Source organism: Tamlana sp. 2_MG-2023 (genome assembly GCF_030548465.1).
In the GTDB taxonomy this organism is placed as follows: domain Bacteria; phylum Bacteroidota; class Bacteroidia; order Flavobacteriales; family Flavobacteriaceae; genus Pseudotamlana.
On the sequence record NZ_JAUOSF010000008.1, the window covers coordinates 36062 to 51059 of the forward strand.

General features: G+C 36.1%; 12 protein-coding genes. All 12 read right to left on the minus strand.

The window, feature by feature from the left end:
- Positions 1–122 precede the first annotated feature (122 nt).
- The 12 genes from Q4566_RS13485 to Q4566_RS13540 all read right to left on the minus strand — a co-directional run bounded on the left by Q4566_RS13485 (position 123) and on the right by Q4566_RS13540 (position 14902).
- The gene (locus Q4566_RS13485; protein ID WP_303422113.1) at positions 123–2096 is read right to left on the minus strand and encodes a glycoside hydrolase family 127 protein; all 1974 of its coding nucleotides are present in this window, start codon (positions 2094–2096) and stop codon (positions 123–125) included.
- A gap of 46 nt (positions 2097–2142) precedes the next feature.
- Positions 2143–3708 (minus strand): sugar porter family MFS transporter, encoded by a 1566-nt coding sequence (locus Q4566_RS13490; protein WP_303422115.1) that lies wholly within the window; start codon positions 3706–3708, stop codon positions 2143–2145.
- Between the two features lie 12 nt (positions 3709–3720).
- Entirely contained in the window at positions 3721–5610 is a 1890-nt protein-coding gene (locus Q4566_RS13495) for a CRTAC1 family protein (RefSeq protein ID WP_303422118.1), read from the minus strand.
- A 17-nt stretch (positions 5611–5627) separates the two neighbouring features.
- Positions 5628–7481, minus strand: coding sequence for a hypothetical protein (locus Q4566_RS13500; RefSeq protein WP_303422121.1), 1854 nt, complete (start codon positions 7479–7481; stop codon positions 5628–5630).
- A gap of 2 nt (positions 7482–7483) precedes the next feature.
- Positions 7484–8938 (minus strand): NAD-dependent succinate-semialdehyde dehydrogenase, encoded by a 1455-nt coding sequence (locus Q4566_RS13505; RefSeq protein ID WP_303422123.1) that lies wholly within the window; start codon positions 8936–8938, stop codon positions 7484–7486.
- Between the two features lie 27 nt (positions 8939–8965).
- A complete protein-coding gene (locus Q4566_RS13510) occupies positions 8966–10096 on the minus strand; it encodes a mandelate racemase/muconate lactonizing enzyme family protein (protein ID WP_216067774.1) in 1131 nt (376 codons plus the stop codon).
- Between the two features lie 236 nt (positions 10097–10332).
- Positions 10333–10680: a hypothetical protein gene (locus Q4566_RS13515; protein WP_303422129.1), complete on the minus strand. Its 348-nt coding sequence runs from the start codon at positions 10678–10680 to the stop codon at positions 10333–10335.
- Positions 10681–10733: 53 nt separating this feature from the next.
- Complete coding sequence (locus Q4566_RS13520) at positions 10734–11777, minus strand: family 16 glycosylhydrolase (RefSeq protein WP_303422132.1); 1044 nt, start codon at positions 11775–11777, stop codon at positions 10734–10736.
- Positions 11778–11785: 8 nt separating this feature from the next.
- Positions 11786–12772: a family 16 glycosylhydrolase gene (locus Q4566_RS13525; protein WP_303422135.1), complete on the minus strand. Its 987-nt coding sequence runs from the start codon at positions 12770–12772 to the stop codon at positions 11786–11788.
- Between the two features lie 3 nt (positions 12773–12775).
- A complete protein-coding gene (locus Q4566_RS13530; RefSeq protein WP_303422138.1) occupies positions 12776–13864 on the minus strand; it encodes a sugar kinase in 1089 nt (362 codons plus the stop codon).
- Positions 13865–13871: 7 nt separating this feature from the next.
- Positions 13872–14546, minus strand: coding sequence for a bifunctional 4-hydroxy-2-oxoglutarate aldolase/2-dehydro-3-deoxy-phosphogluconate aldolase (locus Q4566_RS13535; protein WP_303422141.1), 675 nt, complete (start codon positions 14544–14546; stop codon positions 13872–13874).
- A 35-nt stretch (positions 14547–14581) separates the two neighbouring features.
- Positions 14582–14902 carry a hypothetical protein gene (locus tag Q4566_RS13540; protein ID WP_303422144.1) on the minus strand — a complete coding sequence of 107 codons (321 nt, stop codon included), beginning with the start codon at positions 14900–14902 and terminating at the stop codon, positions 14582–14584.
- Between the last annotated feature and the right edge of the window lie 96 nt (positions 14903–14998).

Here is a 14998-nt window from a genome sequence, read left to right on the forward strand (position 1 = left end):
GATCTAGCACTCGTTACAAACGATCGCTAGCAAAGCAGTTAATCAAAAAAAAGATTAAAAACCAGATAAAAAAAAGGTTGAATTTAATTAAAAACCCAACCTTTTTTATTTGCTATTCATCTTTACCAAACCACTGGCATAAAGACAGTCATTTCTGCTTGCCCTCTATTACTCCATGCAAAATAAGGCACGAGTTGTGTTTTGAATGATTTTAAAACTGGCTGTGTTACCGTTTGGTACATATCATCATGTTTGTCTTCCCTTAAGAGTAACTCCGTATTTACCACAGTAACCCCGCCTAAGAAATCTTTTTTATGTTCGGCTTCCAAGACCGCATCTCCTTTGATATAGACATCTAATATTGAGGTGTCTTTTGGTAAATCTGGAGATTCTATACAATATACTATAGGCCCTCTTTTTACAGCTATTTGATTTCTTACTTCTTCAATTCTATTATGACCTTCAATACGCTGAACTTCCATTGGCATATCTAAAACAATGCTATCTCCTGCCTTCCAAACACGATTAATTGTTGCAAATTTCCCAGGAATAACTTCAAAACCTGCGTCTTCTCCGTTTACTTTTAAGGTACTACCAACGGCCCACTTAGGAATTCTAACTTGAATATCAAAAGCGGTATTTTTACACGCATCAACAGTAATTTTCACTAATCCTTTCCACGGATATTCTGTGTCTTGAGTAAGTTTTATTGGAGCACCATCCAACATAGTTGAGTCTAGATTATTACCACCGAATAACACTACTGCAACACCATTTTCTGATAAATTGTATGCCCATCCAGAACTTTTACAAATGGTTCTCACCAAGTTTGGCGGACAACAAAAACACTCTAGATAAGGTTGTCTTACGGGACTTTCAGTCACATCGGCATGGGCGTCATAATTTCTAGAATTATTCACCATGCGTAATGGATTGGAGTAGAAATAATCTTTTCCTTCTATTCCTATACCAGATAGTCCACTGTTATATAATACAAGTTCTATAATATCAGCATATCTAGATTCGGCATGAATACCCATCATTCTATGGCTGAACATGGCATTACACAGGTTGGCACAGGTTTCATTATAAGCGGTCATATTTGGCATCATATAAGCGTCTATAAAGCCTTCTTCAATCATATCTAAATTGGTTGAAGCGCCATAGTGCGCCTGACCAACAGCTCCTGTTACGTACATTTTTTTACCCGTAACGTTTTCCCATAGTTTATCCAAGGCATCAATTAATGCGGTCTCTCCTGTTTCTGCATAAACATCGGCAGCTCCTGCATAATAGTATAAAGCTAAAACAGCATGACCTACAGCCTCTTTTGATTCTCTAAAAGGCGTTCTTTCTTGTACCATATCACCAATAGGGTATCCAATGGTTGTTGAATCATGCTCAATTTCAAAAGTACCTCGTCTATTTATGAATTTTTCGGCTAATTTTAAATAGCGTTCATCTTTTACTGTTCGATACAACTCCACCAAGCCCATTATTTGGGTTTGATTAAAACCGAAACGTTGATAATGCTTGGTATCAGGCATAAAATACGTGTATAGTAAATCTGCCATCTTTACAGCAATATCTAAAAAATTACGCTGCCCTGTAATGCGATAATGCACAGAACCCGCAATAAATAAGTGCCCAAAATTATACATTTCATGGTACTTACGGTTTTCAAATCGGTCTACACCTTCAGTAATTTGAACGTGAGTATGAATGTAGCCATCGTCCTCTTGCGCTCTACCAATTAGGCTAATATATTCGTCCAGCTCTTTTAAAATGGTTTCATCCTCAGTCAACCCATAAACATAGGTTTTAGCTTCCATGAATTTGAAAAAATCGCCATCATGCCAATAGAACCCTTTATGCACACCTTCTTTTTCTCCTGCTGCAATTTTAAAGTTATTTAAGCCATGACCTATGTCACCACAAAGTAAATCTCCCATATAAGGAAGCATTTTATCTTTTGCCGTATTCACCTTTTCAGCCCAGAACCCTGAAGTCCATGCACAGTCACCAAAGTTGATGCTTTTAAGTTTCACAAAGGGGCTTTCTGTAGTATTTGTTATTGCTTTATTATGCGTATTCATTTGTTGTATTCGTTTTTTTTAATCCCGTTGATCTTATATTATCTTTTTACTTTTTTTCAAGTTTTAGTTGAATTTCTTCAATCGTCAAATTTTTCGTTTCTATTAAATATTTATATAAAATAACCATACCAATAAAAACGGTTGCTGCATAAAAAAGCAAGGTATTGCTTATGCCGAATGTGGCCAATTGTGTTGGAAACAGCATTTGAATCAACCAACTTACAGTACTAGTTATCAAGGTAAAGAAAGGAATAGCGATACCTCTTATGGAAATTGGAAAAATTTCAGAAAACAGAACCCACATGACAGGCCCTATTGAAAAATGGAATGCCGCTATAAAACTGAGAATACCAATTAAAACTAAAACTGCGTTGATATCAGCAGATTTTTGAATTAATAAGCTAGAATGTTCTCTAGTGTCTTCCTCTCCCAAAGACTTTATAAGTGCATTTTTGAGGGCGATATCACTGTCATATTGTATATCAATCATATTGCTTAGCCTATCGGTATTTTGAATTTCGGTCATTTCTGAAATAGCTTCTTCTGTAAGCGTATAAGTTGCGGTATTGAAACCATAAAAGGCTATTCCTAAACTTACAACAATCCAGGCCATACCACCAATAATCATCGGTCTTCGACCTAATCTATCTATCAATAACAAGCCTAAAAAGGTAAATACTAAAGCGGTTAAACCCGTCCAAATGGCTTGTATGAACGCAGCATCGGTCCCGATACCAATTTGCTCAAAAACAGTAGGTGCATAAAACAAGATGGCATTAATACCAGAAGTTTGCTGAGCTATAGCCAAGGTCATAGCTATTATAAAGGTTACCCTAAGCGGCTTACTAAATATTTCTGATAACTGAGAAAGCACCGACTTATCGCCTGAACTACTATCCATGCTAATTTTCATTTCTTCCATATGTTCAGATACCTTGTCTTCTGGCAAAAGTTTTCTTAAGGTTTGTCTGGCTTCGTCAGCTTTATCATTGTAAAACAACCAAGCTGGGCTACGAGGCACAAAAAACAATAATATTAACCATAATAGTGCAGGTAATATTTCTGAACCGAGCATCCAACGCCAGGTATGTTCATTTATTCCTAAACCTCTAACCCATGCGGCATCAGAGCTTCCTAATTGTAGAATTAAATAATTTATAAAATAAGCCCCAGATAAACCTATAACAATGTTAATTTGAATCATTGTTACCAGTTTCCCCCTAAGTTTAGGCGGCGCAATTTCACCAATATACATGGCCGCTAATGAAATGGATGTAAAAGCTAATCCGCCTAAAAATCGAAAAGATAAGAGGCTCCAATAGTTTGGAGACAGAGATGAACCAACGGCAGAAACCACATAAAGCAAAGCCACTATTTGTAGTGTTTTTCGTCGTCCATATTTATTACAAGCATATCCAGCAAAAAATAATGCCAATAAAACCCCTAGGGCTGGTGCTCCAACAACCATTCCCAATTGGATTTCATTCAAAGCAAATTCTTGAGAAATAAATTTAACAGTACCCGAAATAAGTGCGGCATCCAATCCAAAAACAAAGCCTCCAATAGCGACGATGGTTGAATAGATATAGGCATTCTTTTTATATGATCTCATAATTAATTTAATTTAGTTGTTAGTCCCAATGAAAACTTTAGTGTTCAATGATTTTATAGTCGTTTCTTCTGTTTCTCCATTAGTCCAGGTTATTTTTACTTTTACTGGCTTATCACAGGAACCCACTCCGAAATGAACAAAAGTGTTGTAGTTTGATGAATAAGCAGCTCCTGTATCTCCAATGGTATAGGATTGCGTATTATTACACGATTTTATGGTGACTAAAGCACCAAGCGGACTTGCATTTCCTTTTTTTGAGTTTCCAACAACTACAGTAGTGAAATTATTTTTATCCGTACTTTTCAAATTGTTTTTAAACAGATGCCATTTTCCTCTTTCGTTTCCAATGACGACATCTACTTTACCATCCAAGTCATAATCAACAGTACCAACAGCCATTCCAATTGCACCCAACTCTGTTGTTATGACACCATGCTCTTTTAAAAGTTCAAAGCTGGCATCTCCTTGATTTAAGTATATGACAGATTTATTTTTATGGATTAAATTCCCCCGACGAACCATCAAGATATCTTGAAAACCATTATTATCAAAATCGGCCACTGTGGCACTTTCGGTAAAATCTTCAAAAAACATATTCGCTTTTTTTGTAACATCAACAAACCTTCCTCCTTTATTCTCCAATAAAATATCATGTGGAGCCTTAGGGTGATCATATTTCGGATAATCTTTCACGCCATGAACCACACCTGTTGCTGGTGCCCAAAGCGATCCTGCAATTCTCCAGTTATTATTACCAACATAACCAATATATGTTCCTGTTTTTTCACTGTAATCATCTGGAAAACCCAATGCATTACTATTGACCAATCTTATGTTTTTCCCTGAATGTGTTTCACCTGGAAACTCATAATCGTAAGCCGATTCACCAATAAAAAATGTGTCATTATTAGGCCATTGCGATTGAAAATTCTCAATATCCAAAACATCACCAATCTCTAAATCATCGAATTTAAACGCACCTCTTTTCGTGAAAAAGCCCCAGGTTTCAGAATCACCATCATAGAATGTTTCTCCTATTTCAAATTCTTGGCTACGTGTAAAAAAGAGATCCAAATCACCATCATTATCATAGTCTATTTGTACAACACTAGTGGTCTTATCAATTTTATATGGAAACATTTTATCGGTTACATCTTCATAGGTCATATGTTCTTTTCCTTGGTATGCTTTTACATGACCATCTCCATACATGATAAGATCAAAAACCTGATCGCCGTTAAAATCTGTAACCAGTATTTTTTGTCCGTCTGCCTTAATAGCGGGTAATGTTGAATGTAATATTAGTTCACCCTGTCCATTATTTTTATAAATATAATTCTCACTTTCGCCATTTCTGTCTTTATCAGGAAACGCAAAATTCAATAAGTCTAAATCGCCATCATTATCGGCATCTAAAAACTTAACCGTTCGACCTCTCATTAAGGCCAAAGGTTCTTTAAAGTCAGGTAAATCGGTAAACTCCCGTTGCTTATTTACCTTAAATATTTTTGAATTTCTTGCATTGCTACCTGAACCGCCTCCGCGTGACACGATTAATTCTAAAATGCCATCTTTATCAAAATCACCAACAGAAACACCGTGTATATCGCCAATAATGATATCAAACGGTTTTTCAAATTTTCCTTTATTATTCCAACAAACCTGAACGCCATAACCATGATCATTTATTAACAAATCTGGGTACCCATCTTGATCTAAATCGGCAATAACAGGGGCATCCCATTTTCTAAGGTTTTTCTCCTTTATCGGAAAATCTTTGGATACTTCTGTAAAAGCTACTTTAGATGTATTTATTGTTTGAGCCTCACCAATCAGAGGAGTTAAACAATACAAGGCCAAGGCCATTACAAATGAAAATTCTATGTACTTATTCTTTTTCATTGACTTACTAATTGTAATTATAAATTTACTTTTAAGGATTTTTTGTTCTTTTTTTCTGATGGGATTTCAAAATAAGTGATTGGTGTATCGCCTTCTCCTATTTCAATGTTATAAGTCCCGTATTTTAAAACCTTTGGTTGATAGTTTTTTCCGTTTGTTCTTATTGAAGACACAACCTCTCGTGTTTTACTGTCTCTTACTGTAACCACTTGATTTTCTTTTGACAATTGAATGGTTGGTAAATAATAAGCGTCTCTAGGATTAAAATTATCCGATTGTGAAATGGTTATTGGCCACCCTGGATATTGTTTGCTCTCCGGATTGGTGATATCAACATTTCTTGGCCAACATTCAAAAGTTATATTTCTTTTAGGTTTGTTGTATTTTATGACACCAAACCCGGCCACTCTTGTAGATAATTTACCGCCTTCACTTTTTTGCTCCTCGGAAGGGTTTCCTACCGCTTCTACCGTAATTTTATTCTGAAAACCGTCTAAAAAATCACCAGTATAATAAGGCGCGTTTTTAGCTTTGTTTTTCCCTGGTTCTTTAGGATCCCACCAACGCATCCAATAATTTGCTATGGCTGGTGTAATAAAAGAATATCCTGCATCACCCCAATCGTCAATACCGTGTTTTACAAGAGTTGCCAGATGTTGATCACCACCAATCATAGGAGAAAAACTTTTTCTTATGGTGGCCAGAGCTTTATTTCTGCCTGTTTGTGGCCAACCATTAGTATCAAAATCTGCTATAATTTCACGGTCGTGTTTTCCAGTATAGTTATTTACCATGGCAAACACCGTTTGAGTTAAAACCGTTTTCATTTCGGCATTTTCCCAATCCGTTGTCCAATCTTCTAAAAACTCTAATTGACGATCTCCTAATAATTTCGCGCCTGGAATATCTAGTTTTCTAGTATCAATATTAGGATCAAAAAGTGCGTCTTTCGTGCCGTCAGGAAAAATGTCTGGTGCGTACTTGGGTAAATCCAGTAAACCTGACTTAAATTTTCTATCTTCTAAGATGGCAAAACTCAATCCGCCCCATTTCAAATCGGTATAATACACCCCAATACCCTGCTCAATTGGTGTAGGATCGTAAGGATCTGGTAAATGACTCGTTTGTGCCCTTTCCACTTCTTGAACGTATTCTACTGGCATGTAATAGCCGCCAGACACACCACTTCTAGTTTCTGTTTTTTTACCGTTTGCCCCCCAGATATTTCCTTGACCAACATCATGATCGTCCGTAATACAAATGGTTGGTGTGTTTCTTAATAACTCACCAAAGTCGATCCCAAATTTCAACCAATATATATAATGCTGGCTATGGTCATAAACTTGGTCGCCTGAAAAGAAAATTAAATCGGGTTGAATCTTTTTTAAATTTGTTACGATATCCTCTCTAGAAATATCACCACCGTGTCTTGGGTAAACAGAGTTACAAGTTAAGGCTGCTAGTACAAATGTATCTTTATGAATAGGATTTTTACGAATAAGCCCTTCATAAAAGGCCTTATTATTATGAACTACCCTATACTTAGCCTCTTTAGTATCATCCCAGTTCTCAATTCTAAATAACGAGGTATATCCTGGATATCGAATAGGCGATGTCGCTCGTTTTACCCATTCACCATTTTCTTCAATTTCTAAAATCGCTTCAAAAGGTTCAAAATTTATTATTGGATAAAATTGAGCGTTTAGCTTCAAGGTGTTTTCGTGCACCGTATAAAGCGCAAAAGCTATTCTGTCTTGTGGCTTAATATTTTTAGGTATGGAAATAAATTCCTGTGCCTGAATACCCAATCCACAGATTAGAAATAACCAAACAAACAGAAATCGCCCTTTTTTCGCTAATGGCTCCATCATAATTAAATAGCTGTAGAAACACGTTTTTTTACTAAATAATCCTCTAGTGCTAAATGTGAACAATCGTGACCTATACCACTATTTTTATAACCGCCATGAGGTAAATAAATAGCATATTTCACACCATTAATTTGAATTTCACCAAATTCTAAGTCTTCAGTAAATCGTTCAATTCTCTTATGGTCGTTAGTAAAGATATAAGATGCTAATCCAAATTCCGTATCATTAGCCAATTCCAGAACTTCATCGTCTGTTTCAAATGGCATGATACCAGCTACCGGTCCAAAAGTTTCTTGAGTAAATAGTTTCATGTCTGTAGTGACACCTGAGACTACTGTTGGTTCAATCCAGTTTCCTCCTTCAGGGAAACCCTCCGGTATTTTTCCGCCATATTCTAAAGTAGCGCCTTTACTCACCGCGTCTTCAACCAAATCAAACATTCTATCTCTATCTTTTTTACTCACAACTGGCCCCATAAACACCTCTGCATTTTCTTTTACTCCAAATCCGAGTTTAATTTCAGACGCTCTTTTAGCATAGGCTTTAACGTATTTATCATAGATACTTTTATGAACAAATATTCGATTTGCAGCAACACAAACCTGTCCAGAATTTCCATATCTAAGGGCTATACCTAGGTCTAAAGCTTTGTCAAAATCGGCATCTTCAAAAACAATAAAAGGGGCATTTCCACCTAATTCCAATCCGAATTTTTTAATAGAAGTCGTACTATCAGCAATAACACGCAAACCTGTTTGCGTTGAACCAATCATCGTTATAACAGCTGGAATATGGCTTTTAGTCATCGTTGTTGCTACTTCACTGCTTGGGCCTGATATAATATTCACCACGCCTGCTGGAAAATTAATACTATGCATAATCTCGCCAACCATATATGCAGATAATGGCGACATGTCAGAAGGCTTAATAATTAGTGAGCAACCTGCTGCAAGCGCAGGTCCAATTTTATAACCCACATTAAGTAATGGAAAATTCCAGGCTAAATAAGCCACGGCAACACCTGCTGGTTTGGCTATCATTTTATGCGTATGAGAATTATCATAATCAGGAATTTGTTCTTCTCTCATGTTTTGCATCGCAGCTGGATACCACTCTAGTGCCTCGGTTAACCTATCTATATCTTCTTGAGCACCTGCATAGGTTTTTCCCATTTCATGAACCATAGCCGTTTTAAGTTCATGCTCTTTTTCCAAAATAGCTAGACGCAATTTGTTCATCCATTGGGTACGCTCTGTCAAAGATAATTTAGACCAATATTTGAATCCTTTTTGCGAAGATTTCAAGGCTTTTTCTGCATCTTCCTTTCCTGCCCTTGCAACTTGTGCAATAACTTCACCTGTTGCTGGACAAATAACATCACCTCTTTCACCGCTAACGGCGTCTACCAGCTCACCATCTATATATAATTTTTTATATCCGAAATTTTCAGTATTCATTCGTTTATTTTTTAATAATAATTTTAATTATTTTTCTGAGAATTCTTTCAGTACATCCTCATTCACATCAATTCCAAGACCCGGTCTGTCTGGAACCGCAATAAAACCATCTTTCATTTCAATTGAAGGAAAGGTAAGTTTTTCTCTCAAACCATTTTCTGTTTGGTCATACTCCATTAAGAAGTCTGGTTGATACATACGCCCTGGAACAGATTCTATATTTGATATGAAATGAAGGGCTACATGAATACCTATAGAGGTCCCCCATGTATGTGGAACAATATCTACACCATTAGCACTGGCAATAGCAGAAATACGCTTTGCCTCGGTTAATCCACCACTCGCACAAATATCTGGTTGAATAATATCTACCGATTTATTTTGAATCAATTGTTGAAACCCAAATCTTAAGTATTCACATTCTCCTCCAGAGATTGGAATTGAGGTTTTCTGCCTTAACTCACTATATTGCTCATAAAACTCTGGGGATAGTGGTTCTTCAAACCAACCAATATCATATTGCTCTATTTTTCTAGCCAATTCTGTTGCTTCTCTTAAAGTGTAAGCATGATTAGAATCTACCATTAATTTTATGTCTGGACCGATAACATTTCGCATTTTAGCAACATTCTCAACATCAGCTTTAATACCTAATCCAACTTTCATTTTCATAGCTTTAAACCCTTGAGAAATATATAATTTTGCTTCTTCCTCAAAATCTTTTGAAGGGTTACTATGATCTGTAAAATACAGACCAGTCGCATAAGGTTGCACCCTATTTCTGTGTGCACCTCCCAATAAAGTTGAAACAGGTAAGCCTAAAATTTTTCCTTTTAAATCCCAAATAGCGATATCAATAGCACTCATTGAAGCTACCAAAATACCTCTTCTAGCAAAATCTAATGTTTTACGATACATTTTGTTCCATACCACCTCATTTTGCAAGGCATTTTCGCCTATTACAAAAGGTGCTAAAAGTTTAATTCCTGCTTCTAGAACCGTTGCAGGACCATAGCCTTCTCCCCAGCCATAGGTACCATCTGAAGCTGTCACTTTAACAACACAAATACAACGTTCTGAATATTCCCACTGGGAAAAGAAAAAGCTTTTTGATAGTTTATCTTTAAGTATAAAGGTTTCTATTTTCTCAATTACCATTTTATATGATTTAATTTTTTATTTTTAAATTGACACCAATTATATAACATAATTGAACCCTAATTTTCTTGTCTAAGATACCTCTTGACCGGTACTTAAAGCCTTCTTTATTTACCTACAAAATAACCAATATTACCTTATTACCGTAAATTAGAAAACAAAGAAATCGTCTAAAAACCTAACTTTTTAGACGATTTCTTTTTTAATACCAAAATCGATATTAAAATTTTCTGACACTAAACCTTTTTCAGTTCGTCTCGCATTCGTGCCAAAAATGGTTGAACGTTATCCTCTCCTGAAATTGTTTTTAAGGTTTCAACAAAATTTTTGTTGTACTCATTAAGCTGAGCTTTTTTCTCTTCTCCTGTGATTTCTCCTGCTTTCGCTTTTTTGCTAACTGCCTTATAGTCAAGAATGTAATTTGTGCGTTCCTTAAAAAGTTCATTTTGTTGATTCTTATCCAAATGGAATTCTTTCACGGCTTCATCTACAAAATAGTCAATCTTTTTTTGGTCCCATTTACTCTGACCGAAGGTTACAGTTATGGTAAGTAAAAATAAAATTCCTAAAATAACACGTTTCATAATTTAAAATTTTTAATGTTAATAAAATATTTCGTTTTTTTATCAGCACATTTTTATTTGACTTTTTGCCAAACTCTTACATACTCGATTTCAAAATCTACCACTCCATCTTCCTTTTGCCCAACTGGACTATTAGCTTCCAGTTCAGCTTTTGTTTTTGGGATATCGTTCCAAGGAAAAGTTTCTTGATCCAACCAAAGACTTATGGGTTTGGTAGCCACATAACCATTATAATCATCCGGCAAAGACACTTTTTTTCTGTTTTCTTTGGCCCAAGCGGTTACTTCATCATTAGAAACTTGCGAAAACAGTTTACCATCAATAAAATATTTCACACCTTTTTCGTCCCATTCAATACCCCAAATATGAAAATCGTCTGCCACTCTAAATCCAACATCTTTTCGTTCAGTATAAGTAGGTTTTCCACCAACGGGTTTGTTCCAATCTCTTATTGACCACCATAACTGACTGTCTAAATGTTTTTTGTTTGGGTTTATCGTACCACCATATAATTCAAAAAAATCGAATTCAAGCATGTCTCCCATAGCCCAAAATGCACTAGAAACAGGGGCGTCTGCAGCTTTACTTTTAATTTCAATATAACCGTATTTGAATTCCTTACGACCAATAAAACATGCTGTGGTAATATTTTCATAAGGCAATGCCTCTCCAAACACAGGTTTTCTAACCTCTTTTATGAAAGGAAAATCGGGTTCCCATCGTGTTTCAAGAATCAGTTTACCTTGCTCTAATCTGTAATTACGACCAGAAAACTGCGATGGCGCACGACCCGTCCAAACCTTTTTATTTGGTTTATCTGGATGCTTATAAAACGGTGCTCCATTTTCAAACTTACCAACTATGTACCATTTATTTTCGTCAATCGTAGCCGCATCAAATTCATCACTTACTTCCGTATTAAGTTTCCAATTTCCGGCGTTAGAAGGATCGGAAAAAGGAAGGACAGAATGAATTTCGTTATTCTTTGATTTAGATACATCTTTACTTTTGCAGTTAAAATATAGTCCAAAAACAAAAAACAGTGTCAATAAAATTGTTGTTTTCTTTATTAAAGCCATGCTTATAAATTTATTCATTTAATGTTTTAGCTTTTTTGCCAAACTCTTATATACTCAATTTCATAATCAACCGGCAAATCAGCTTCTTCGGGAATGCCTAACCAAGGGAACGTTTCAGAATCAAACCATATTCTATATGGCACATCTGTAACCCATTTTTCTTCACCTAATGTTGATTTTAAAATTGTTCCGTCTGGGTGCAGTTCTCCGTCTACATAAATTTTAATATATTCAGAAGTCCATTCAAAGCCATACACATGAAAATCATCTGCCGTATTATGTTCAACTTGAATATTGTCTGAATATGCTGGGCCTTTTCCGTCAGGTAAATAATAGTAATTATCAGGATCCCAACTTATCATATTAAATTTCAATCGCTTTCTCCAAGAACCACTTGTTTTGTGTCCTCCAAACATTTCAAACATGTCAAGTTCAGACTTATTACCTGTTGTCCAAAATGAACTAGTAATTTGTGCTTTTGCAGATTTACATTTTATTTCCATATAGCCATACTGAAATAACTTTTTCGTAATAACTGCTGCCGTTGTAATATTTTCAAAAGCTTCTCCAGTACTGGGATGCACTTTTGGATTAAAATTGTAATCAGGCTCCCATCTGGTTTGAATTTTCAATTTACCTTCTTCCAAACGCACATTATCGGTTGAAAATTGAGATGGCGGACGTCCTACAAAATTAGATTGATAGACGCCATCTCTACCTTGAATAAGCCATTTTTCTTCATCTAAAGAATCCGCTTGAAACTCATCACTAACTTCATTATTCAAAATCCAATTTCCTGAATTTGACTGGTCAGACAATGGGTAACTATCGTTTGGAGTATTGTCTGGAGGTGTTGTTTCCTCCTCTACTTCAACTTCAACTTCATCCTTTACCTCAACATCATCCTGTATTTCAAGCTCATCAGAATCACTGCTAGAGCAACCTGTAAATGCCATAAAAAAAACGGCTGTACTAATGTAAATCCACTTGTAATTTAATTTTATATCTATCATTTTCTATCGTATTACTCGTCCAGAACCAGAACCACCCATAAGCGCTTCAACCTCAGTACGTGTTGAAAAATTAAAATCACCTTTAATAGAGTGTTTTAAACAAGACGCTGCTACAGCATACTTAACAGCTGTTTGAGGTTCAGATAATTCAGAAGTAGTTAAAGCAAATATTAAACCCCCAGCAAACGAATCGCCTCCACCTACTCTATCAACAATATTTTTAATTTTGTAGGATTCATAATTACCCTCACCGTCTAGGGGTGCAAAAAACGGTTTGTCCGATTTAGCATCATAAAGCATTGCTCCCCAATTATTATGAGATGCTGAATAGCTTTCACGTAATGTTATGGCTACCTTGCTCACATTAGGAAATTGCTTAACAACCTGACGCGCGACATCTGGGTAGCGAGACGTATCTAATTTTCCAGCATGCACATCAGTATCACCAGCTTTGATACCCAAAACATCGTGACAATCTTCTTCATTTCCAATAACCACATCAACGAAAGGTAAAATTTCGCGCATGGTTTCTTGTGCCAATTCACGAGCCGATTTTGAGTCATCCCAATCCCAAAGTTTTCCTCTAAAATTTAAGTCAATGGACACCGAAGCGCCTGCTTTTTTTGCATTTTGAGCAGCAACCAATGTTGCGTTTGCAGCATTTTTAGAAAGTGCTGGGGTAATACCACTCAAGTGTAACCAGCTAGCGCCTTTAAAAATGGCATCCCAGTTATAAGACTCCGCTGGCGTAATCGCTATCGCGGAATCAGCACGATCATATATGACATTACTTGGCCTTTGATTAGCACCAGTTTCTAAAAAATAGAGTCCTAAACGCCCCTTATCTGTACGTAAAACATATTGGGTATCTACACCAACTGCTCTAACTGCATCTATAGTAGCTTCTGCCAAAGCGTGCTTCGGCAATGCTGTGACATAACGTGCTTTACCTCCAAAATTACAAATTGAAGCAGCCACACTCCCTTCTGCTCCTGCATAGGTAACATCAAATTGACGGGTTTGTCTTAATCTTAAATTATCTGGAGCTGCAATTCTTGCCATTATTTCTCCAAAGGTTACTACTATATTCATTTTTATATTATTTAGATCGTATACTTGTTATTAAATCTCTTATTTCTTGAGCGTTCTTAGTTATTTCACTCCAATTTTCAGCATGAATAAGATCGCTTTTTGCAATCCATGAACCGCCTATTGCTGTTATTAATGATGACTCTAAATAGGTACTTGCATTATTTATATTTAATCCGCCTAACGGAATAAACTTGAGCCCTAGATACTGATAAGGCGCCACCATACTTTTTAAATTTTCCATACCACCAGAAGTTTCGGCAGGGAAATATTTTAATACACGACACCCTTCTTCTAATGCCATTTCAATGTCTGTAGGTGTCATGATTCCTGGCGCGAAAGGCAAGCCTTGTTTTCTTGCTTCAGCAATTACTTTTGGATTACACCCTGGCGCTACAGCAAAGTCTGCACCCAAATCTACAACAGCCTTCACCTGATCCGTGGTGAGCACAGTTCCAAAGCCTAGCGTTATTTCAGGCACTTCCTTTTTTATCGCTTTAGCAGCATCAATGGCTACAGGGGTTCTAAGTGTTAATTCAATAGAATCAACCCCGCCTTTAAGTAAAGCATTTGCTAACGGAACGGCATGCTTAAGTTCATCTATCACTAATACAGCAATTACGCCTGAATCGTCAATTTTTTTAATCATATTTTCAGGCATGGCCTGTTGTGTAACTGGTTGCATTCTCTTTTATTAAAATTATTTTATTCTACTTTATACTATTCAGAAATTTCTAAAAACTCCACTGGAAAACCCAACTGATTTACATAAACTACACGTATACCTTCAGCTAGAGAAAATATATCTCCTAAAAGTTCTTTCCCTTTTATAGCATCTTCGATTTCATCTACAAAATATGATACATGGGGGAATGTTTTTACCATAACATGAGCATCACTATTTTCATCGAACTTCACCCATTCCACTTTATATTCGTCTTTAGAAAAATCCGTGTAGTGGAAATTTCTAGACGCACAATAACCATCCCATTTTTTTTCTTCGGTTGTAGGGATTCCAATGTGACTAAATTTATAATCCATAATCGTTATCTTTTTTTATATTGAAGGCACTTTGCTCCTTCAAAACATATTGGGGTATACAAAAAAAGAAAAAATTCCGAATTTTATTTAGGCATA

Coding starts and splice junctions, on each gene's coding strand:
- Q4566_RS13520 (WP_303422132.1), bottom strand. CDS start 11,777: ATGAATAAATTTATAAGCATGGCTTTAATAAAGAAAACAACAATTTTA.
- Q4566_RS13490 (WP_303422115.1), bottom strand. CDS start 3,708: ATGAGATCATATAAAAAGAATGCCTATATCTATTCAACCATCGTCGCT.
- Q4566_RS13495 (WP_303422118.1), bottom strand. CDS start 5,610: ATGAAAAAGAATAAGTACATAGAATTTTCATTTGTAATGGCCTTGGCC.
- Q4566_RS13535 (WP_303422141.1), bottom strand. CDS start 14,546: ATGCAACCAGTTACACAACAGGCCATGCCTGAAAATATGATTAAAAAA.
- Q4566_RS13500 (WP_303422121.1), bottom strand. CDS start 7,481: ATGATGGAGCCATTAGCGAAAAAAGGGCGATTTCTGTTTGTTTGGTTA.
- Q4566_RS13530 (WP_303422138.1), bottom strand. CDS start 13,864: ATGAATATAGTAGTAACCTTTGGAGAAATAATGGCAAGAATTGCAGCT.
- Q4566_RS13540 (WP_303422144.1), bottom strand. CDS start 14,902: ATGGATTATAAATTTAGTCACATTGGAATCCCTACAACCGAAGAAAAA.
- Q4566_RS13505 (WP_303422123.1), bottom strand. CDS start 8,938: ATGAATACTGAAAATTTCGGATATAAAAAATTATATATAGATGGTGAG.
- Q4566_RS13515 (WP_303422129.1), bottom strand. CDS start 10,680: ATGAAACGTGTTATTTTAGGAATTTTATTTTTACTTACCATAACTGTA.
- Q4566_RS13485 (WP_303422113.1), bottom strand. CDS start 2,096: ATGAATACGCATAATAAAGCAATAACAAATACTACAGAAAGCCCCTTT.
- Q4566_RS13525 (WP_303422135.1), bottom strand. CDS start 12,772: ATGATAGATATAAAATTAAATTACAAGTGGATTTACATTAGTACAGCC.
- Q4566_RS13510 (WP_216067774.1), bottom strand. CDS start 10,096: ATGGTAATTGAGAAAATAGAAACCTTTATACTTAAAGATAAACTATCA.